This is a genomic window from Roseovarius sp. BRH_c41, from assembly GCF_000961715.1.
Lineage (GTDB): Bacteria > Pseudomonadota > Alphaproteobacteria > Rhodobacterales > Rhodobacteraceae > Roseovarius.
In genome coordinates this window covers 119,875-141,527 of record NZ_LADY01000056.1, presented here as the reverse complement: position 1 = coordinate 141,527, position 21,653 = coordinate 119,875, and the positions used below count along the sequence as shown (strand labels likewise).

The window sequence follows — 21,653 nt, the reverse complement described above, 5'->3', positions numbered from 1 at the left end:
AATACTCATCTTCGACTCGTCAATCGCGCAGGCTTTCTTCGCGCAGCCCATCCGCCAAAAGGTTGAGCCCCAGAACCAAAGACAACAGCGCAAAGGCCGGCGGCAGAGCGGGATGTAGATACATCGTCAGCAATTTGCGCCCGTCATTGATGGTGCTGCCCCAATCCGGGCTCTCGGGGCTGAGGCCCAGACCAAAGAACCCCAATGTGCCCAAAAGGATCGTCGTATAGCCAATCCGCAGGCAGAAATCGACCAAGAGCGGCCCGCGCGCATTGGGCAGGATTTCCCAGAGCATGATATACCACGGCCGCTCACCCCGCGTCTGTGCCGCGGCCACATAGTCGCGCGTCTTGATGTCCATGGTCAGACCGCGCACGATCCGGAACACCGTTGGCGAATTGACGAACACAACCGCCACGAACACCACCAGCAGATTGGGCGGAAAACTGACCAGTCCCAGCGGGTCGGCATCCCAGGCAATCCCGAGATAAAGCCAGAGACCGATCACCAGCGTGATCCCCACATAGACATTCCGCCGCGACGGCTGCGTGTGATAGCGCGAGTTCCAGAGCAGCACCAGAAACACGATGGGAAAGAGAAACAGCACCGCCGCCATATAGACAGGAATCCCCGTCAGAACGATCTCGGGCGTGACCAGCAGATAAAACAGCAGGATCACCGGAAAGGCGAGGATCAGATTGGCCAGAAACGACAGGAACGTATCCAGCTTGCCGCCGTAATAGCCCGCAGGCAGCCCCAGCGTGATCCCGACCATAAAGGCAAAGAGGCTGGCAAAGGGGGCAATCTTGATCACCTCCCATGCGCCGACCACCATCCGGCTGAACACATCCCGCCCAAGGTTATCCCCGCCCAGCAGGTAATAGGGATAGGCATTCGGGTCCGGCGTGCCCATCAACTGAGTAAAGGCCGTGCCCGGCCCCTTGTTCTTCATCGGAGCGGATTGCGCCAGAACGTCATGCGTCACGATCATGTCGAAGCCACCGCCGAAAACCCCGGTGAACACCCAGAACATCACCATCGCATAGCCCACCATCCCAATCGGGCTGTCAAACAGCTTGCCATAAAGGCCCAGATGCCGCTTGAACGAGAATGAAAGGACAAAGGTCACGATCAATGCGATCCAGACTGGCGTGAACTGCTCCAGCATGCGCAGGATGATGTCGCTCCAGCTCAGTGCGTCCATGGCCCCGATACCTCCCTTAGCGAACGCTGATGCGCGGATTGAGATAGACGTACCCGATATCCGAGATCAGTTGCGTCACCAGAACGACCACCACAGAGATCACCGAAACCCCCAGCAGCAATTCTATGTCATTGTTCCCGGCCGCCTGCACCAGCGTCCAGCCAAAGCCCTTGTAGTTGAACAGCGTCTCGACGATGACAACGCCGTTCAAAAGCCAGGGAAATTGCAGCATGATGACGGTAAATGGCGCAATCAACGCATTCCGCAGCGCATGTTTCATCACCACATTGGGAAAACTCACGCCCTTGAGGCGGGCCGTACGGATATATTGTGCGGTCATCACCTCGGCCATGCTCGCCCGCGTCATCCGTGCGATATACCCCATGCCATAGAGCGCGATGGTCAGCACCGGCAAAAAGAAATTCTCGAAATTCGCCCCATCCATCGCCGCCGTTGCCGTGCCCTTGAACCATTTGAGGCCCACGGCCGTGCTGGCAAACACCGCGATAAAGAGCACGCCCGACACATATTCCGGCGTCGCGGTCGTGGTGATGGCAATCGTCGACAGCGTCCGGTCGGTGCGCGACCCCTCGCGCATCCCCGCCAAAATCCCGAGGATGAGCGCAGACGGCACCATCAGCACCATCACCCAGAACATGAGCTTTCCGGTCAGCGCCAGCTTGTCGTTCAGGATCTTGCCGACATCCTCCCGAAACACGGTGGAATAGCCCCAATCCCCCTGAAGGATACCACAGAATCGCTGGGCATCTTCGGCGGCTGTCCCGGCTTCGATACACTGCCCGCGTGTCACCCCGTCGCGATCCTCGATCACGAACCCCGGCACCACACCCAACCATTGCCCGTATTTCACGGCCATGGGCTGCAAATACCCATTGCGGCCCAGATAGCTCGCCACCTCCTCATCGCTCATGCGGAAATCGCCCTGCGTCTTGGCGAGCTTTTCCAGATTGGGATAGAGGTTGGTCAGAAAGAAAACGATAAACGTCAGGCAGAGCGCCGTCAGGATCATGACCCCGACGCGACGCAGGATGAACATGGCCATAGTCGCCCCCTGTTGGCGTTTTCAATGACGCTAGTCGAGAGGGGGCAGGCGGTCCAGCATCATTTGCGACCCCACCTTGTCAGAAAACGCCCCCGGCCCTGTTCAGACCGGGGGCGCAGTCCTTCAGATCAAGGATTTAGGGTCAACCGTCGCAATCCCCAGCGCCTCGCCCACGGCGGCATAGGTCAGTTGCCCGGCATGCACATTCAGACCGTTGAGCAAATGCGCATCATCGGCACAGGCCTGTTTCCAGCCCTTGTCGGCCAGCGCCAGCATGAAGGGCATCGTTGCATTGCCCAGCGCCAGCGTCGAGGTGCGCGCCACGGCCCCCGGCATATTCGCCACACAGTAATGCATGATCCCGTCGATCTCATAGATGGGGTCTTGGTGCGTCGTGGCGCGCGAGGTCTCAAAGCATCCGCCTTGGTCAATCGCCACATCCACCAGCACCGCGCCCGGCTTCATCATCGGAAACTGATCGCGCCGCACCAGCTTGGGGGCGGCGGCTCCGGGGATCAGCACAGCGCCAATCACCATATCCGCCAGCGGCAGCAACTCTTCCAGCAACCCGGCCGAGGAATAGCCGGTCTTGAACGTGCCGCCAAACACGTCATCGAGATAGCGCAGACGCGGCAAGGAACGATCGAGCACGGTCACATCCGCGCCCATGCCAGCGGCGATCTTGGCCGCATGCGTGCCCACGACACCGCCGCCGATCACGATCACCCGCGCCGGGCCCACACCGGGCACGCCGCCCATCAGCACACCGCGCCCGCCATTGGCCTTTTGCAGCGTCCATGCGCCCACTTGCGGGGCCAAACGCCCGGCGACCTCTGACATCGGCGCCAGCAGCGGCAGACCGCCCGCGCGATCCGTCACCGTTTCATAGGCAATGCAGGTCGCGCCAGAGGCCAGCAAGTCCTTGGTCTGTTCGGGGTCCGGTGCCAGATGCAGATAGGTGAACAGAACCTGCCCCGCGCGCAGCATCTTGCGCTCGCCGGCCTGCGGTTCCTTGACCTTCACCACCATATCCGCCTGCGCGAAAATTTCCTTGGCGGTGCCGACGATCTTGGCCCCCGCCGCCTGATAGGCCGCGTCGTCAAACCCGGCGCCCAGTCCGGCCCCGGATTGGATCAGAACCTCATGGCCGTGGCTCACGGCCTCTTGTGCAGCAATGGGCGTGACGCCCACGCGAAATTCCTGCGGCTTGATTTCTGTTGGGCAACCGATTCTCATGTTATGCTTCTCCCTGTTTGATTTTGGGCGAATCCTGCACCGGATCGCGCGCAATGGGATTGAAAAATCGCTCGCCTTTTACGATATTTTGTGAATATCCTTCGAGATAATCGTGCTTGGTTGAAAAGGTATTGCGTCAATGTCCCTTGATCCGACAGATCGTCGCTTGTTGAACGTGCTTCAGCGACGCGGGCGCATTTCCAACGCAGACCTCGCCGAAGAGGTCAATCTGTCCGCCTCCGCCTGTCACAGACGCGTGCAGCGCCTCGAATCCGACGGCTATATCAAGGGCTATGTCGCCCTGCTTGACCCCCGCAAGATGGGCGTGCCCGCCACCATCTTTGTTGAAATTACCCTGACCACACAGGCCGACGACGTGCTGGATGCCTTTGAAAAGGCAGTCTCGCGCGTCCCCGACGTGCTCGAATGCCACCTCACCGCCGGCACCGCCGACTATATCCTCAAGGTCGTGGCCGAGGATACCGAGGATTTCGCCCGCATCCATCGCCAATACCTAACCCGTCTGCCCGGTGTGGCCAAGATGCAGTCGAGCTTTGCGCTGCGCACCGTATTCAAGACCACGGCCCTGCCGATCTAAAGGCGCCTATAGCATCGCCATCCGCGCCACCGGCATCCGCGCGCCCACCACGCAGCGGGCTTCGCGATAGGTCAGCATCAGGCGCGCCGCGCGGTAGCGCGGCAATCCCTCCGGCAACTCGGCCCGCAATAGCCCCATGGCAACATCCCCCGGAAACAGGCTCTCACACGGCGCGCCGCCCGCCGCGTCGAGGAGCGCGTGCCGCTCCAAGAGCAGATGCACATAGGTCACGCGCGCAACAGGCGCCGCGCGGATCGCCCGCCCGTCGATCATCGCCTTGGCGGGCACCAGCACCTCATGCGCGCCAAAGAGCAGCTCCGCCATGGGCGAGCGGATCATCACCCGATGCTGCGGCGAGAGCAGCAGCATGTCGCGATTGCCAATGCTCCCCGGCGCGAACCGCACCGGCGCATCCGCCCCAATGCCCCGCACCACGCGCCGCCCGACCCAGAGCACCCGCTGCACCCCATGATCCCGCGTCTCGACCCTGTCACCCGGTTCCAGCGTCTCGACCCGCCGCGCGCCCTTTGGTGTGGCAATCCCCGTGCCCGCCGCAAAGCAGACGAACTGATGCGTATAACTCGCAGTCCGATCCGTCGTGTAAAACCCTGGCGAGGCCCCATGGTTGAAATTCGCCCAATACCAACTCTCCAGATCGAAACCCGGCGACCAGACCACCTGCGCCAGGTCGCCATTCTGATCGAGCCCCTCGAACACCACGATCCCACCGCCATTCGGTGCCAGATCGCTGCGCACCACGACGGCATCCTCCAACAGGCCGCCACCGCCATTTCCAGTCCAACTGACCGTATAGCTCTCTCCGATCTGAAAGAGGTTGGGATTTGTGTCGCCCTCATGCGAGGTGACAAGCAGATCGAATGTGCCATCGGGCGGATAATCAAAGGTTGATATCCCCGGCCCAGTGTTGACATTGCCGCCCGTCGCCACCGCGAATTCGTTATCGAGGCCCTCAAAAGTCTTGACCATGCCACGCCGCTCCTTTGCGGCACCTTGGGTCAGAGACTATGAAACGCGGCCTAACGCCCCCGATCTATTTGCCTAAAATTGAAGGTAATCCGGCCCTCACCAGTCCATCACCACCTTGCCCGAATTGCCCGAAATCATCGCGGCAAATCCTTGCTCGAAATCGTCGATCCCGATCCGGTGGGTGATGAGGCCCGACACATCCAGCCCCGATTGCACCAACGCGATCATCTTGTACCAGGTCTCAAACATCTCGCGGCCATAGATCCCCTTGATATGCAGCATCTTAAAGATCACCGCGTTCCAATCCACCGCAAATTCCGTGGGCGCAATGCCCAAGAGCGCCAGCTTACCGCCATTGTTCATCCGCGCAATCATCTGCTGCATCGCAGGGGCCGCGCCTGACATTTCCAGCCCCACGTCAAAGCCTTCGGTCATGCCGATCTCGGCCATCACATCGCGCAGCTGCTCGCGGCCCACATCGACCACGTGCTGCACCCCCATCCGCCGCGCCAGTTCAAGGCGGTAAGGGTTGATATCGGTGATCACCACCTTGCGCGCGCCCGCCTTCTGCGCGACCAGCGCCCCCATGATGCCAATCGGTCCTGCCCCCGTGACCAGCACATCCTCGCCCACCAGATCGAAACTCAGCGCGGTATGCACAGCATTGCCAAAGGGGTCAAAAATCGCCGCGATCTCGTCGGGAATATCCTCTGGAATCGGCACCACATTGCTCTCCGGAATGCACAGATACTCGGCGAAACTCCCCGGCCGATGCACGCCCACCCCGCGTGTATTCCGGCACAGATGCCCACGACCCGCGCGACAGTTCCGACAGGTGCCGCAGACGATATGCCCTTCGCCGCTGACCCGTTGCCCGATCCGGTATTTCACCGCCGCCGCGCCGGTATCGACGATCTCACCGACAAACTCATGCCCCACCACCATCGGCACCGGCACCGTTTTCGCGCTGAACTCATCCCATTTCCAGATATGCACATCAGTGCCGCAAATCGCCGATTTGCGCACCTTGATCAGCACATCCGATGGCCCCACCTCGGGCACCGGCACATACTCCATCCACAGCCCCGGCTCCGCCTTGGCCTTGACCAGCGCCTTCATCTCGTTCTGCATCAGATCACTCCCAATTCGCGGCCCACGACCGCAAAGGCGTCAATCGCCCGGTCCAGCATCCCGCGGCTAAGCCCGGCACTCATTTGCGTGCGAATGCGATCCTGCCCCTTGGGCACCACCGGAAAACTGAAGGCGGTCACATAAACGCCCCGTGCATTCAACCGCGCCGCCATCTCCTGCGCCAGTTTCGGATCGCGCAACATGACCGGAATGATCGCATGCTCTCCGGGCAGCAATTCAAAGCCCAGTGCGCCCATCCGCTCCCGGAAATACCCGGCATTCTCCCAAAGCCGCGCGCGCCGCTCCGCGCCCTCCTCCAGCATGTCAAAGACCTTGAGCGAGGCACCCGCAATCACCGGCGCCAGCGTGTTGGAGAAAAGATAGGGGCGCGAGCGTTGCCGCAGCCAATCCACCACCTGCGCACTCGCCGCCGTATAGCCGCCCGAGGCCCCGCCCAGCGCCTTGCCCAGCGTGCCGGTCAGGATATCCACCCGGTCCATCACCCCGAACCGCTCCGGCGTGCCGCGCCCGGTCTCGCCGACAAACCCGGTGGCATGGCAGTCATCCACCATCACCATCGCATCATAGCGCGCGGCCAGATCGCAAATCTCATCCAAGGGCGCGTAATACCCATCCATCGAAAACACGCCATCCGTGGCGATCAACCGATGGCGCGCGCCCCGCGCCTCACGCAAACACCGCTCCAGATCAGCCATGTCGCGATTGGCATAGCGATAGCGCTCCGCCTTGCAGAGCCGGACGCCGTCGATGATGCTCGCATGATTGAGCGCATCAGAGATGATCGCATCCTCAGGCCCCAAAATCGTCTCGAACAAACCGGTATTGGCATCAAAGGCCGCCGCATAGAGGATCGCATCCTCTTTCCCCAGAAACCCGGCAATCCGCGCCTCCAGCTCTTTATGCTCTTGCTGCGTCCCGCATATAAACCGCACGCTCGCCATGCCGAACCCATAGCGATCCAGCGCGCCATGCGCCGCCGCGATAATCTCCGGGTTATCCGCCAGCCCGAGATAGTTGTTGGCGCAGAGGTTCACCACGGCGCGCCCATCCGCCAGCGTTACCTCGCCCGCCTGCATCGAGGCAATCACCCGCTCACTCTTATACAGCCCTTCGGCGCGCAGGCCGTCCAGCCGCTCCGCCATATCCGCGTCAAACCGATCCGCCGCTGTCATGTCGCCCTCCCTTTCACTGTTCCCGAAATACTCCGGGGGAATCGCCCATCGGGCGACGGGGGCCGCGCCCCCACGCTTCAAACGGCAATTCTTGGCCGTCCACTCGCCTCTACCACGATTTCGGCCTCCAAAAATACCCGCCTCGCCTCGGCCTGCGCCTCTTTCACGGCGCGCCGCGCTGTCACATGAATATCCACCGCCCCCGCCGCTTCGGCCTCGGCCTGCGCCTCGGCGCGCAAAACCGCCTCGAGCGCCGCCATCGCCGCCTCGGACGCGGCATAATCCCGCGGCCCGCTCTCCAGATGCACGCGGAATTTTCCCTCGGACGGCGATGTCACGGTGCCGCCCCGCCGGATCGTGACCCGGCCCACCACCGCGCCAATCGCATTGGCGACGCCCCCATGCGCGGGCAGGATCATGTCGCAGCCCAACCGGTCGCCCACCGCGCCATAATAGCTCGCCGCCGAGGCGCCCAGCCCGATCACCGGCACCGCCAGCCCGCTCTCGATCCGCACCAGACCGCGATGCCCATCAAGACCCTTTTGCATCAGCACATGCTCTGCCAGCGCCGCAGGCGAGAGGCCAAAATCCATCTCTTCTTCGGAAAAAGCAGTCTCTAACAAGGCCAAACTTGTCTGATGCGTGAGGCGATCCACGATCATCCGCGCCAAATGTTCCGGCCCCTCTGCCAGCCGGTTGCCCGACCCCGTCCGCTTGCGCGCCACCAGATCCAGCGCCATGCGCGCGGCCTCTGCGTCCCAACTGTCCAATCCGCCCAGCACATGGCTTGCATCCGACGGCGTGATACCCGCAACCTGCACCAGCCCCCGGCGCACCAGACGCGTCAGCGCCGCACCATCCATCCGGGTCTTGAGCACTTTGCCAACAGGGCGCACATCGTCCCCAATCCGGCCCAACAGCGCCTCTTCCCGCTCGCCCAGCCCGCCCGCTTCGATCCCCGGCACCGCGCGCACGAATCGCGCGTCATGCTCACCGGGGGCCGCCGCGCGCAACTGTTCCTCCAGGACACCATGCACCGCGTCGCGTGCCTCTGCCGCCATCAGGCTCACCGGCACGACACGCCTTGGCCCAAGGATCACACCCCCCTCCAGCCCCTCGTCGCGCACATGCACTTCGCTGTCGCCACCTAGGCCAAAGGTCCGCATCGCCACCGCCTCGACCATCGTGCGCCACGGGCCGACCCGCGCGCCTTCGGGATCAATCGCTGGTCGCCCCTCGCGCAGCACCGCCACATCGGTCGTCGTCCCACCAATATCCGACACCAGCGCATGCTCCGCCCCGGTCAGCCAACGCGCGCCCACGATGCTTGCCGCAGGCCCGCTCAGGATCGTCTCAATGGGCCGTTCCCGCGCCTGATCCGCGCTGATCAAGGCACCGTCGCCCCGCACCACCATCAGCGGCGCGTGTATCCCCAACTCGCGCAATTTGCCCTCAGCCCGGTCGATGAGCCGCGCAATCATCCCGATCAGCCGCGCATTGAGCAGCGCCGTCAGCGCCCGCTTCGGCCCGTTCAGCTTGGCCGACAGATGATGCGACAGGCTCACGGGCCGTCCCGTGACCGCGCGGATCATCTCGGCCGCTGCCAATTCATGCGCCGGGTTTCGGGTGGCAAAGAGCGAGGCCACCGCATAGGCCTCTGCTCCTGTTCCAGTCTCTAACCAAGCCAAAAGCGTGTCTTTATCCAGCGGCACCGCCTCGCCTCCGGCATGGTTATGGCCACCGCTCAGCACAAGCGCCGGATCACCACCCAGCGCCTCGGCCAGCCCATGCGCCTGCAAATCCGCCGCCCGAAACCCGATATAGACAAGGCCCGCACGCCCGCCTTGCCCTTCGACCAGTGCATTGGTCGCCAAAGTAGTGGACAAAGAGGCCAGACCGATGTCGCCCACATCCGCCCCGCTCTCGCGCAGCACGGCCTCGACCGCAGCCCCGATACCAACCGCCAGATCAGCCCGTGTCGTCAGCGCCTTGGCACTCGCGATCACCTCACGCTCATCCCGGATCAGAACGGCGTCCGTATAGGTGCCGCCTGTGTCCACGCCCAACAACAACGCCATCTGCCTGCCCTCTTGGTATCTCAGGCTAGGGGTGTAGCGGGTTTCACGCGCGATGCCAGCCCGTTTGCGTCACGATCCAGTCGCAGCACGGCCCAGCGCGCCGCATCCGCCACCGCCGCATCGGCATCCTCGCACTGCGCCTGCGCCACGCCGCGCAGCCCCGGATCGCCGGAATTGCCAATCGCATAGAGCACGTTGCGCAAAAACCGGTCGCGCCCGATCCGCTTGATCGGACTGCCGGAAAACGTCTCGCGAAACCCTGCATCGTTCAGCGTTGCCAGATCCGCCAGCCGTGGCGTCACCAGATCATCGCGCGCATGATACTTCACCTCGCGCGCGGCAACGGCAAACTTGTTCCACGGACAGACCGCCAGACAATCGTCACAGCCATAAATCCGATTGCCCAAACCGGCGCGCAAATCCTCATCCACCGGCCCCCTATGCTCGATCGTCAGATAGGAAATGCAGCGCCGCGCGTCCAACTGATAGGGCGCGGGAAAGGCATCCGTCGGACAGATATCGAGACAGGCGCGGCAAGACCCACAATGATCGACTTCCGCCGGATCAGTCTCTAAATCCAAGGTCGTGAACACCGACCCAAGGAAGAACCAACTCCCCAACTCGCGGCTCACCAGATTGGTGTGTTTGCCCTGCCATCCCAATCCCGCCGCCTGTCCCAGCGGCTTTTCGGGTACGGGGGCCGTGTCCACAAACACCTTCACTTCCCCACCGCCAGCCTCGATCAACCACCGCGCCAGCCGCTTCAATCGCTTCTTGACCGTGTCGTGATAGTCTCTGTTGCGTGCATAAACCGAGATATTGCCACAATTCCGCCTCGTCAGACCCGCCAGCGGATCGCCCTCGGGCGTATAGCTTTCGCCCAGCATGATCACCGTCCGCGCCTCGGGCCAGAGCACCTCAGGCGCACCGCGCCATTCCCTGCGCTCCGCGAGCCATCCCATCTGCCCGTGATAGCCCCGCGCCAGAAACGCCGCCAACCGTTCCGGCACATGCCCCACATCCGACGGACGACACAGCCGGCAGGCGTCGAACCCTTCGGCGTGCGCCTGCGCAACCAGTCTCTGTTTCAGCGCATCTTTCATCATGCCGGCAAATACTCCGGGGTGAATTGGCCGGAGGCCAAGAGGGGCAGTGCCCCTGAGTTATGTCGCATGTTCGAGTAGCTCAAAACCGGTTCCCACTTTTGAGCAACATGCTTTATCAAAAATCCAGATCGGCATAATGCGGGGGCGGCGGGAATCCCGGCACCTGATCCGCCAGAATCCCCCGGAACGCTGGGCGCGACTTGATCTTGGCATACCAGTCCTTGACCGCCTCGCTGCGGGTCCAATCCACATCGCTGATGTAATCCAGCGCGCTCAGATGCGCCGCAGCGGCAAAATCCGCCAGCGTCATCACATCTCCGGCCAACCACCGGCGATGATCCAGGAGCCACGCCATGTAATCCAGATGGTATTTGACCGCTCGCGCCCCATCCTTGACATTGCGACTGTCGGGAAAGCCCAGCTTCATCACCTTCTTGTTGACCCGCTCATAGACCAGCTTGCTGGTCACTTCGCGGTGAAACTTGTCGTCAAACCACCCCACCAGCCGCCGCACCTCATAGCGCGCATCGGTGCCCTTGGGCATCAACGACGGTTCGGGATATTTCTCCTCGAGATACTCACAGATTGCCGCGCTCTCCGACATGGTCTTACCGTCGATCTTGAGCACCGGCACCTTGCCCGCCGGGTTCCGACGCAAGAAATCCGGGTCCTGCTCCCAATAGCGCTCCTCGACCAACTCGCATTCGATCCGCTTTTCGGCCAGGCTCAGCCGCACCTTGCGACAATAGGGCGACAGGGGAACATGATAGAGTTTGGCCATGGAAAATCACACCTTGGGTCTTGGGGGTTGTCCCTCAATGCCCCCTTTGGTCGCGATTTTCAATCCTCGAAACAGGCGGCCCGCCCGTCTCGGTCAATCGTCGCCGCCCCGTCCAGAATTCCCGCCGCCCGGTTGCGCAAGGCTTGCGATGGCTTTGACGCGGATCGCCCCTTGGGATCGGGCAAGACCGCCGCAAGCCGCGCGGCCTGAACCGCGCTCAGGTCTTGGGCGCTCACGCCGAAATAATGCTGCGCCGCCGCCTCAACGCCAAACACACCCTCATCGAATTCCGCCACGTTGAGATAGACCTCGATGATCCGCCGCTTGGACCAGACCGTCTCGACCACCGGCGTAAGGCTGGCCTCCAGCGCCTTGCGCAGCCAATTGCGCCCATGCCAGAGATACACATTCTTGATCACCTGCTGGCTGAGGGTCGAGGCACCCCGCCCTGATCCTTCGGCAATCGCGGTGCGAATCGCGGCCATGTCAAAGCCCCAGTGCTGGCAGAAGTTGGCATCCTCCGCCGCCACCAGAGAGCGCGCCATCACAGGCGCTATCCGCGCCATCGGCACCCAGTCGCGCGCAATTGTGCCCAACCGTCGCTCTTCCTGTCCCATGTAATAGGTCTTGGGCGGCTCGATCTCCCGATGCACGGCAATCACGCCCAGCACGATCAAGACGGCCACCACGGCCACACGCCATGCCCACCGCAACAGCCATGCTGTCGGGTTCAGTCGTGCCGTGCTTCGCGAAGCACTTGATTTGCGCGCCCGTGCCATGACTCTGCTATAGCGACACCGCGCGCGCAGCAAAACCCGTTTGGCAGTGCTGGCCCGATTTCTTCCAGAGAAACCGGGCCGCAACAGGCTCTATTCCGCCGGAATAGCCTCTGGCACCATACCCAAAGGATGGCTCAGTTTGTTGAGCATCTCCTTGGGGCAAAGCTGGATGAAATTTACCCGCTCCTGATCCCAGTATTGCAGAATATCCTGCCCACAACGGCTTCCGGTCTCGGCCACATGCCGCTCGATCAGCCCTTTCAACTCGGCCTCCCAATGCGGCTCTGTTACGGCGCAACTTACCAATGTCTCGCCATTGACCAGGGCCGACGCGCGACCTTGCGGATCATAGAGATAGGCCATGCCACCGGTCATCCCGGCCCCGAAATTGGCCCCGATATCGCCCAGGATCACCGCCACACCGCCGGTCATGTATTCACAGCCGTTGCTGCCACAGCCCTCGATCACCACCTTCGCACCCGAGTTGCGCACGGCAAACCGCTCGCCTGCGCGCCCGGCGGCAAAGAGATACCCATCGGTCGCGCCATAGAGCACGGTATTGCCGATGATCGTGTTCTGCGACGCCACGAGCGGGCTTGCCATCGGCGGACGCACCACGATAGTCCCCCCCGAGAGACCCTTGCCGACGTAATCATTGGCGTCGCCCGAAACTTCGATCTTCAGCCCCGGCGCGGCAAAGGCACCCAGCGATTGCCCCGCACTCCCCGTCAGCTTCACCGTCAGGTGATCCGGCTGCAGGCTGTTGCGCATGCCAAACTTGCGCACGATATGGCTGGACACCCGCGTTCCGACGGTCCGATGCGTGTTCTGCACCGCATAATGCAACTGCATCTTTTCGCCATCGTTGAGGAACCGCTGTGCATCACGCACGATTTCCGCATCTAGGGTATCGGGCACCTCATTGCGCGGACGCAACCGATCATAACGCTGATCCTTGGCCCCATCGACGGTAATCAGCATCGGGTTGAGATCCAGATCGTCGAGATGCGCCGACCCACGGCTGACCTGAGTCAACAGATCCGCGCGCCCGATCACGTCATCCAGACTGCGCGCGCCGATGCTGGCCAGAATCTCCCGCACTTCCTGCGCGTAAAAGGTAATCAAGTTCACCACCTTCTCGGCATTGCCGGTAAACTTGGCGCGCAGCGCATCGTCCTGCGTACAGACCCCAACCGGGCAGGTGTTGCTCTGGCACTGACGCACCATGATACAGCCCATGGCGATCAGCGCGGCGGTGCCGATGCCGTATTCCTCGGCCCCCATCATCGCCGCCATGACGATGTCACGACCCGTGCGCAGGCCGCCATCGGTGCGCAGCGTGATCCGCTCGCGCAGATTGTTCATGCTCAGCACCTGATGCGCCTCGGTCAGCCCCATCTCCCACGGCAGACCCGCGTATTTGATCGAGGTCGCGGGACTTGCGCCCGTACCGCCATTATGCCCCGAGATCAGGATCACATCCGCCTTGGCCTTGGCCACACCGGCGGCAATCGTGCCCACGCCCGATTGTGCCACCAGCTTGACGCAGACCTTGACGTTGGGATTGATCTGCTTGAGGTCATAGATGAGCTGCGCCAGATCCTCGATACTGTAGATATCGTGATGCGGCGGCGGGCTGATCAGCATGACGCCTTCGGTCGAATGCCGCAGCCGCGCAATCAGCTTGGTCACTTTCATGCCCGGCAACTGCCCGCCCTCACCGGGCTTGGCCCCTTGGGCGACCTTGATCTCCAACTCCTCGCAATTGTTGAGATATTCCGCCGTCACGCCAAAGCGACCGCTCGCCACCTGCTTGATCTTGGCCGACGGGTTGTCGCCATTGGCCTCCGGCGTGAAATGCGCCGGATCTTCACCGCCCTCGCCACTGTCCGAGCGCGCCCCGATCCGGTTCATCGCCACGTTCAGCGTCTTATGCGCCTCGGGGCTCAGCGCCCCCAGCGACATGCCCGGCGTGACAAACCGCTTACGGATCGCGGTCACACTCTCGACCTCTTCAATCGGGATCGCCTTGCCCATTGGCTTGATCGCCATCAGATCGCGCAGATGGATCGGCGGATTGGCCTGCATCGCGGCGCTATACCGCTTCCAGAGCTCATAGCTCGCCTTGTTGCAGGCGGTTTGCAGGATATGCATCGTCTGCGCACCCCAAGCATGGGTTTCGCCCGATTTCCGCGCCTTGTAGAACCCGCCGATCGGCAGAATATCCTGTCCGCCAGCATAGGCGCGGCCGTGCACCTCTTCCAGCTTGGCTTGAATCCCAGACACGCCGATACCGCTGATCCGGCTGGTAAGACCGGGGAAATACTCCGCGCACATGGCGCGGCTCAGGCCAACCGCCTCGAAATTCAGACCGCCGCGATACGAGGAAATCACCGAAATCCCCATCTTCGACATGATCTTCAAGAGACCCTGATCAATCGCCGCACGATACCGCGCCACCGCCTCGGTCAGGCTGCCGTCGATCAGGCCGCGTGCGATCCGGTCGGCAATGCTGTCCTCGGCCAGATAGGCATTGACCACCGTCGCCCCGGCCCCGATCAGCACCGCGAAGTAATGTGGGTCGATACATTCGGCCGACCGCACGTTCAGGCTCGAAAACGTCCGCAATCCCTTGCGTGTCAGATGGCTGTGTACCGCGCTCGTCGCCAGAATCATCGGCATGCCAACCCGGCTCTCACCTTGGTTCTGATCCGTCAGGATCAGATGCCCGGTGCCCGAACGGATGGCATCCTCTGCCTCGGCCCGAATACGCTCCAGCCCGTCCTGCAGGGCATTCCTGCCCGGCGCAAAGGTGCAGTCGATCTCGGTCACATCGGCATTGAACTGCTTGATCATCTCCGCCCATTGGGCATTGCCCACGAACGGGCTTTCCAGCACCAGAATCTCGGTCTGCGCGCTCGACTCGTCCAGCACGTTCTTGAGATTGCCAAACCGCGTCTTGAGGCTCATCACCCGGTATTCGCGCAAGGAGTCAATCGGCGGGTTTGTCACCTGACTGAAATTCTGCCGAAAGAAATGGCTCAGAGGGCGATATTGCTTGGACAGCACGGCGCTCGGCGTGTCGTCGCCCATGCTCGCCACCGCTTCTTTGCCATCCTCGGCCATTGGAGCCAGAATTTGCTCCAGTTCTTCGATACTATAGCCTGCCGCGATCTGCCGCTTGCGCAGCTCCGCCCCGGAATAGATCGGCGCTTCGCTCACCACCGCCAGCGCCTCATCCAGCTCGTTGATCTTGCCGACCCAGTCGCCGAACGGCTGCGCATTGGCCAGCCGGTTCTTGATCTCTGAATCGTGATAGAGCTTGCCCTCGGCCATATCCACGGCAAGCATCTGCCCCGGCCCAAGCGCACCCTTTTCCTTGACCGTGCGTTCGTCGATTGGCACCATTCCGGCCTCAGACCCGGCAATCACCAGACCGTCACCCGTCACCACATAGCGCATCGGGCGCAGCCCGTTGCGGTCAAGCCCGGCGCAAACCCAACGACCATCGGTCATCGCAAGCGCAGCCGGACCGTCCCAAGGCTCCATCACCGAATTGCAATAGGAATACATATCCCGCCAGGACTGCGGCAGCTCCTCGGCCTGTTTGGACCAGGACTCGGGCACCAGCATGGTCTTGGCCATAGGCGCAGACCGTCCGGCGCGCACCAGCACCTCGAACACCGCATCCAGGGCTGCACTGTCGCTTGATCCCTGCGGGATGATCGGCTTGATATCCTCGGCCAGATCGCCAAAGGCCCCGCTTGCCATGCGAATCTCATGGCTTTTCATCCAGTTGGTATTGCCCTTGAGCGTGTTGATCTCACCGTTATGCGCCAACATGCGGAACGGCTGCGCCAACCACCATTGCGGGAATGTATTGGTCGAATAGCGCTGGTGATAGATCGCAAAGGCGCTCTTGAACCGCTCGTCCATCAGATCCGGATAGAACACCGCCACCTGCTCGGCCAGCATCATCCCCTTGTAGATGATGCTGCGGCAGCTCAGGCTGGCCATGTAGAATCCCATGATCCCGGCGGCCTGCACTGCCTTTTCGATCCGGCGGCGGATCACATAAAGCTCGCGCTCGAATTCCTCTTCCCCAATTGTCTTGGCGTTGGAAATCAGGATCTGCTCGATCTCAGGGCGCGTCGCATTGGCCTTGTCCCCCAGACAGGTGATATCCACCGGCACATGCCGCCAGCCATAGATCGTATGACCCATGCGGAGCACTTCGGTTTCCACGATGGTCCGGCACTGTTCCTGCGCGCCGAAATTGGTGCGCGGCAAGAACACCTGACCGACAGCAACCAGGCGGCTCTCGTTGGGCTCATGCCCGGTACGGCGGATCTGATCGTAAAAGAACGACACCGGGATTTGCAGATGAATGCCCGCGCCATCGCCGGTCTTGCCATCGGCATCCACAGCGCCCCGGTGCCAGATCGCCTTGAGCGCGTTGATCCCTGCCTCGACCACGCGGCGCGACGGTTGACCATCAATCGACACCACAAGACCAACACCGCAAGAGGAATGCTCCTCTTCATGCGCATACATCCCGTTCTCGGCCATCCAGTCGCGCTTGGCCTCTTCTTCGGCGGCCCAGTTGCTATCGAAGTTTGACATCGCAATCACTCCTCATCCTGCGCCGCGGCGCATCCGTTTTATTCTTTATCACGACTGATCCGGCACGGCGCGCTCTGACGCCTCGTACTCTGCCCGCGTCACGCGCCTGTGCCCGCCCGCCAGCGTGACGCTGGTAAATGCTTGGTCAACGTAGAGCTCATGCGAGAGCGGAAGCGCGCGCGCCTCATCAAACAGCCCCGGCATAAATTCGTATGGCCCGTCATCGTTCTTGATCCAGAGTTGCGTTCCGCAAGCGCCGCACCAAGCCCGTTCGGCAAAAGACGATGAGCGATAGCGCTCCACCGGCCCCGCCACCTCGACCGAGTCCACCGGCACCTCCAGAACCCACATCGCCGCGCCGCTCCAGCGGCGGCACATGGAACAATGACAGGCGCTCACCGCCCCGGCATGCGACAGGGCCGTGAGCGTCACAGCGCCGCACAGGCAATGTCCGGTCATTTTTCCTGTCATCGGTCTTAACCCTTCCTTTACCCGGTGGGTCAGGATTGTTGTCCTGTCATGCGGAAAGTTCCGCTGCTCTTTTGCCGTGCCCTGTCTCCGACAGCGACCCGTACGTTTTCACCGCACAAACGTACGGTTGGCCCGCAAACTCACTCTGCCGCGACGGCCTGTGCGGTGCTCAGATAGTCAAGAATTGCCGCTGCGGAATCGCGCCCGTCCCGGATCGCCCAAACCACGAGGCTCGCACCGCGCACGATGTCGCCCACGGCATAAACCCCCTCCATCGCAGTCTGCCCGGTGGTGAACTCGGCCTTGATCGTCCCCCAGCGAGTGACCTCCAATTCCTTTTGATTCCAGAGACTTGGCAGGTCTTCTGGTTCAAACCCGAGTGCCTTAATCACCAGATCGGCAGGTGCATTCTCAATAGCGCCCTCAATCGGTTCCGGGCTTTGCCGCCCGGTGGCATCCGGCGCACCTAGGCGCATTTTCTGCACCTTCACCGCCGAGATCGGATCACCCACAAAGCCAACCGGCGCACTAAGCCATTCAAACTTAACGCCTTCTTCCTCGGCATTGGCCACTTCACGCTGACTGCCGGGCATGTTTTCGCGGTCCCGACGGTAGAGGCAGGTGACCGATGTCGCACCCTGCCGGATCGCGGTGCGAACACAATCCATAGCGGTGTCGCCACCGCCAACCACAACAACTCGTTTGCCATCCGCATTCAACTCGCCGCTTTCATACTCCGGCACAGCATCGCCAAAGCACACACGATTGCTCGCCGTCAAATAATCAATCGCCCGAACGATCCCCTTTGCCCCCGCGCCCGGTCCCTCCAGATCGCGGCTTTTGTAAACCCCGGTGGCGATCAGTAACGCGTTGTGTTTGCTGCGAATTTCGTCAAAGCTGAGGTCCACACCCACGTTGCAATTGAGCACGAATTTGACCCCACCCTGCTCCAATTGATCGACGCGGCGCATCACCACATCTTTCTCCAGCTTGAAACCGGGAATGCCATAGGTCATCAACCCGCCGCCGCGGTCATAGCGGTCATAAACCGTGACCTGTATCCCAGCCCGCCGCAGCACATCCGCAGCGGCAAGACCACCAGGACCAGCACCAATTATCCCAACGGATTCAACACGTTCTACGCTCGGCTTGATCACCTCGACCCAACCCTCGTCCCAGGCTGTATCGGTGATATACTTCTCAACAGCGCCGATTGTGACAGTGCCGTGACCCGATTGCTCGATCACGCAATTGCCCTCGCACAGTCGGTCCTGCGGACAAATCCGCCCACAAATCTCAGGAAAGGTATTGGTCAACTGGCTGATTTCATAGGCTTCTTTTAGGCGACCTTCGGCCGTCAGCCGCAACCAGTCGGGGATATTGTTGTGCAGGGGGCAATGGCTCTGGCAATAGGGCACACCACACTGACTGCACCGCCCCGACTGCTCCTTGGCCTTCGCATCGGCAAATTCCGCATAGATCTCATGGAAATCCTGCCGCCGCGCCTCCGCGCCACGCTTCTCGGGCATGTCCCGTTCGACGGTCACGAATTTCAGCATAGGTTGCTTCGCCACGGCTTATCCTCCCGAGTCACGTTCTTACGCGAAGGTTTACCCCAGTCGTTTTGTAATTAAAAGTCACAAACTATGACCTATTATGAATTAGTATATGCTGGACAGCACTGACACTTAGTAAAATCTTCATATTTTAATTCCGATTCGGACCTACAATCAAGTTTGCCTTTGAAACACAATGGTTTATAGGATTACAAAAACGAGCATAAGGCAGTCCCGATGGCACTTTTCCATATTTTCCTTGTCGCCATCGTGCAGGGGATCACCGAGTTTCTGCCGATCTCCTCATCTGGTCATCTGATCCTCTTGCCGAATCTGTTGGGCATTCCGGACCAAGGGTTGGTCATTGATGTTGCCGTGCATGTAGGCACACTCTTTGCCGTCATGATCTATTTCTGGTCTGATTTGCGCGGCGCTGTCCTGGGGCTCCCGCGCCTCATCTCTGGCCGCGCCGACACGCCGGGTGCCCGCCTGGCACTCCTTTTGATCGTGTCCTCGGTTCCGGTTATGGTCTGCGGACTCCTGCTGAAACTCTCAGGGCTTGATGAGGCGCTCCGCTCAATCGCCGTGATTGGCTGGACAACGTTGATCTTCGGGGGATTACTCTATTGGGCCGATCAAACCGGAAAAGTCGAAAAAGCGAGCGAAAACTGGAACATGCGGGATGCTATCGTCTTGGGATTGTGGCAAGCAATCGCGCTCATTCCGGGCACATCCCGCTCTGGTATCACCATCACCGGCGCGCGGTTTATGGGATACGCGCGCCAAGATGCCGCCCGCATCTCGATGCTCATGTCAGTGCCTACAATCATCGCCAGTGGCGTTCTTTTGGGTGGTGAGGTCGCTATGCAAGCTGATCTTGGGCTCTTGCGTGATGGCGCTATTGCCGCCGCCTTCGCCTTTGTGGCGGCATTGCTGGCCCTCAGCCTAATGATGCGTCTGCTCCGCAGCCTGAGCTTTACGCCTTACGTGGTCTACCGTTTGATCCTTGGCGTGACCCTACTGACGATCGCTTATACCTGACACCTAGCGCGCGCGCAGGTTCTTGGCCGATTCCTTGATCGCGGAATACTGGCCGGCAGGACGGAACCGCCACAGATAATCGGGCAGAACAGCCCCCAAAGCCATCGGGGAAATTCCAAGAGAATCAAAGCCCTTGGCCTGCTCAGACACCACATTGTCAACACGCAGGCTGCGGACCTGATCGCGCGTGATCTGCGGCGGAATCAACCCAAGTGTCACGGTCTGCACCAGTTCCATTGCCCCTGCCAAGATCGCAGCCACCCCAAACGGGATATTCACAATCAAACGAGATCTGCGGATCACCCCGAGCATTTGCTGCATCAGAGTACGAAAGCTAGCCACCTCTGGCCCACCCAATTCGTAAATGCCCGGCGCAGCCTGTCCCATTGCACCCATGACCGCGGCTTGCGCCACGTCATCCACGTAAACTGGTTGAAACCGCGTCTCGGCCCCGACCACGGGCAACACCGGGCCAAACCGCGTCATTGCGGCAAATCGGTTGAAGAACTGATCCTCCGGCCCAAAGATCACCGATGGCCGCAAGATCACAGCTCCCGGAAAATGCTTGAGAATCCCAGCCTCCCCTGCTGCCTTGGACCGGGCATAGGCGCCATCCGACTCTGCATCCGCACCAATCGCGGATATATGCACCAAATGCGCCACGCCCACCTCCGCCGCCATCCGCGCAACCCGCGTTGCACCTTCGGCTTGGATCGCGTCAAAGCTGTTCTTGCCCTTGCGATCAAAGGTGCCCACGCAGTTCACCACCGCATCGGCACCCTGCATTACGGCCCGTACGCTGGCATCGTCGCGGATGTTGCAGAACACCGGCTCAACTTGACCGACGACGCCATAGGGTTTGACATGAATCGCCTCGTTGGGACGTCGCACCGCGACACGCACCCGCCAACCGGCCTGCGCCATGCGCCGCGCGATATAGCGGCCCACGAACCCTGATCCGCCGTAGATGGTGACTAGCTTTGACATTTCGGCCTCCGGGGCTATGCGCATTCGCTCACTTTCCTACCGCTCTCGCGCGGTTTGGACAAGACGATAAGGCAATTCCACTACACCCGTAAAATCGCCGTTGACACTATGATGGGCGAGCGATAAACGCCTGCTTCACGACACCTGCCCAGGTGGCGGAATGGTAGACGCGCTGGCTTCAGGTGCCAGTGGCCGCAAGGCCGTGGAGGTTCGAGTCCTCTCCTGGGCACCAAATTCCATTGAAATCGTTGGATTTTCATGCTCGTTTCGTGACAAACGCGACGCAGCGGTGGGCGACAGCTATGAGCCTCGTGGTTGAAATCGAGTGCGAGTATCTGAGGCTCGGGACGACCAGCAAAGTAGAGTGGCGAGGGCCGATAAAGTCCGAGAAGCGACCGGCGTTGCTGGTCAAAGGCAGTTTAGAATACAGCGCTACGGGGCTCTGGCAATAGACCTTGTCCTTGTGCCCACCTCAGTTGGTGGCGCAACAGTCTCTCAGTGACGTCGGGTTCGGGTTGTGCAGGCAAGATTTCAGTCGCAAGCAGGCACCCTCTTGCAGTCAGGTGGAACGCAGAATCATCGGCCTTCACCAGAAGGGCTGAGGGCAAAGCGTGGGTCCAGCTGCTATCACTGTCGATCTTCAATCGTGGAATGCGCATTAATGCGCTCAAGAGGGGGAAACCGTCTTGAGCGCAGTTTTCAACCGCTTCTCCACGAAATGGGCCGCGTCCGGCATTCTCGACTGCCAAGAGGCCGCGACAGGGCTCGACACGAGCAGAATTGGGCGAAAACCTGACGGAAAATATTGGGTATTGCCTA

Annotated in this window: 16 protein-coding genes and 1 tRNA gene; 3 read left to right on the top strand and 14 right to left on the bottom strand. The window is 61.1% G+C overall.

The features are described from left to right. Positions 1-19 precede the first annotated feature (19 nt). The 3 genes from VR71_RS17140 to ald form a co-directional block, all read right to left on the bottom strand. The gene (locus VR71_RS17140) at positions 20-1,204 is read right to left on the bottom strand and encodes an ABC transporter permease (RefSeq protein WP_009816889.1); all 1,185 of its coding nucleotides are present in this window, start codon (positions 1,202-1,204) and stop codon (positions 20-22) included. Between the two features lie 16 nt (positions 1,205-1,220). Beyond that, positions 1,221-2,267, bottom strand: a complete 1,047-nt coding sequence (locus VR71_RS17135; protein ID WP_045685888.1) for an ABC transporter permease — start codon at positions 2,265-2,267, stop codon at positions 1,221-1,223. Between the two features lie 123 nt (positions 2,268-2,390). After that, positions 2,391-3,503: an alanine dehydrogenase gene (gene ald, locus VR71_RS17130; protein ID WP_009816887.1), complete on the bottom strand. Its 1,113-nt coding sequence runs from the start codon at positions 3,501-3,503 to the stop codon at positions 2,391-2,393. A gap of 139 nt (positions 3,504-3,642) precedes the next feature. On the opposite strand from ald, the gene VR71_RS17125 reads away from it, so the two are divergent. Next, on the top strand, positions 3,643-4,101 hold the full coding sequence (locus tag VR71_RS17125; RefSeq protein WP_009816885.1) for an Lrp/AsnC family transcriptional regulator: 459 nt from the start codon (positions 3,643-3,645) through the stop codon (positions 4,099-4,101). Between the two features lie 6 nt (positions 4,102-4,107). Here VR71_RS17125 and VR71_RS25190 read toward each other — a convergent pair whose 3' ends face one another. The 10 genes from VR71_RS25190 to VR71_RS17075 form a co-directional block, all read right to left on the bottom strand. Next, complete coding sequence (locus VR71_RS25190; protein WP_296430527.1) at positions 4,108-5,088, bottom strand: Hint domain-containing protein; 981 nt, start codon at positions 5,086-5,088, stop codon at positions 4,108-4,110. Between the two features lie 96 nt (positions 5,089-5,184). Further along, on the bottom strand, positions 5,185-6,207 hold the full coding sequence (tdh, locus tag VR71_RS17115) for an L-threonine 3-dehydrogenase (protein WP_009816883.1): 1,023 nt from the start codon (positions 6,205-6,207) through the stop codon (positions 5,185-5,187). A gap of 11 nt (positions 6,208-6,218) precedes the next feature. Beyond that, on the bottom strand, positions 6,219-7,412 hold the full coding sequence (locus VR71_RS17110) for a glycine C-acetyltransferase (protein WP_045685887.1): 1,194 nt from the start codon (positions 7,410-7,412) through the stop codon (positions 6,219-6,221). A 77-nt stretch (positions 7,413-7,489) separates the two neighbouring features. Further along, the gene (locus VR71_RS17105) at positions 7,490-9,490 is read right to left on the bottom strand and encodes a hydantoinase/oxoprolinase N-terminal domain-containing protein (RefSeq protein ID WP_045685886.1); all 2,001 of its coding nucleotides are present in this window, start codon (positions 9,488-9,490) and stop codon (positions 7,490-7,492) included. 20 nt (positions 9,491-9,510) lie between these two features. Then, positions 9,511-10,593: a tRNA epoxyqueuosine(34) reductase QueG gene (gene queG / locus VR71_RS17100; protein WP_296430535.1), complete on the bottom strand. Its 1,083-nt coding sequence runs from the start codon at positions 10,591-10,593 to the stop codon at positions 9,511-9,513. Between the two features lie 118 nt (positions 10,594-10,711). Beyond that, the gene (locus VR71_RS17095; RefSeq protein WP_009816879.1) at positions 10,712-11,377 is read right to left on the bottom strand and encodes a glutathione S-transferase family protein; all 666 of its coding nucleotides are present in this window, start codon (positions 11,375-11,377) and stop codon (positions 10,712-10,714) included. Between the two features lie 59 nt (positions 11,378-11,436). Next, positions 11,437-12,156 carry a monofunctional biosynthetic peptidoglycan transglycosylase gene (gene mtgA / locus VR71_RS17090; RefSeq protein ID WP_045685884.1) on the bottom strand — a complete coding sequence of 240 codons (720 nt, stop codon included), beginning with the start codon at positions 12,154-12,156 and terminating at the stop codon, positions 11,437-11,439. A 90-nt stretch (positions 12,157-12,246) separates the two neighbouring features. Next, a complete protein-coding gene (gltB, locus tag VR71_RS17085; protein ID WP_045685883.1) occupies positions 12,247-16,779 on the bottom strand; it encodes a glutamate synthase large subunit in 4,533 nt (1,510 codons plus the stop codon). A gap of 48 nt (positions 16,780-16,827) precedes the next feature. Beyond that, complete coding sequence (locus VR71_RS17080) at positions 16,828-17,250, bottom strand: GFA family protein (protein WP_009816876.1); 423 nt, start codon at positions 17,248-17,250, stop codon at positions 16,828-16,830. 140 nt (positions 17,251-17,390) lie between these two features. Then, a complete protein-coding gene (locus VR71_RS17075; RefSeq protein ID WP_296430525.1) occupies positions 17,391-18,824 on the bottom strand; it encodes an NAD(P)-dependent oxidoreductase in 1,434 nt (477 codons plus the stop codon). A gap of 219 nt (positions 18,825-19,043) precedes the next feature. Between VR71_RS17075 and VR71_RS17070 the strand changes: the two genes are divergently transcribed. Then, positions 19,044-19,847, top strand: coding sequence for an undecaprenyl-diphosphate phosphatase (locus tag VR71_RS17070; protein WP_045685881.1), 804 nt, complete (start codon positions 19,044-19,046; stop codon positions 19,845-19,847). Between the two features lie 3 nt (positions 19,848-19,850). On the opposite strand, the gene VR71_RS17065 is transcribed toward VR71_RS17070, so the two are convergent. Next, the gene (locus VR71_RS17065; protein WP_045685926.1) at positions 19,851-20,834 is read right to left on the bottom strand and encodes a complex I NDUFA9 subunit family protein; all 984 of its coding nucleotides are present in this window, start codon (positions 20,832-20,834) and stop codon (positions 19,851-19,853) included. Between the two features lie 146 nt (positions 20,835-20,980). Here VR71_RS17065 and VR71_RS17060 point away from each other — a divergent pair. Then, positions 20,981-21,066: transfer RNA gene (locus tag VR71_RS17060), tRNA-Leu, on the top strand. The last annotated feature ends 587 nt before the right edge of the window (positions 21,067-21,653 follow it).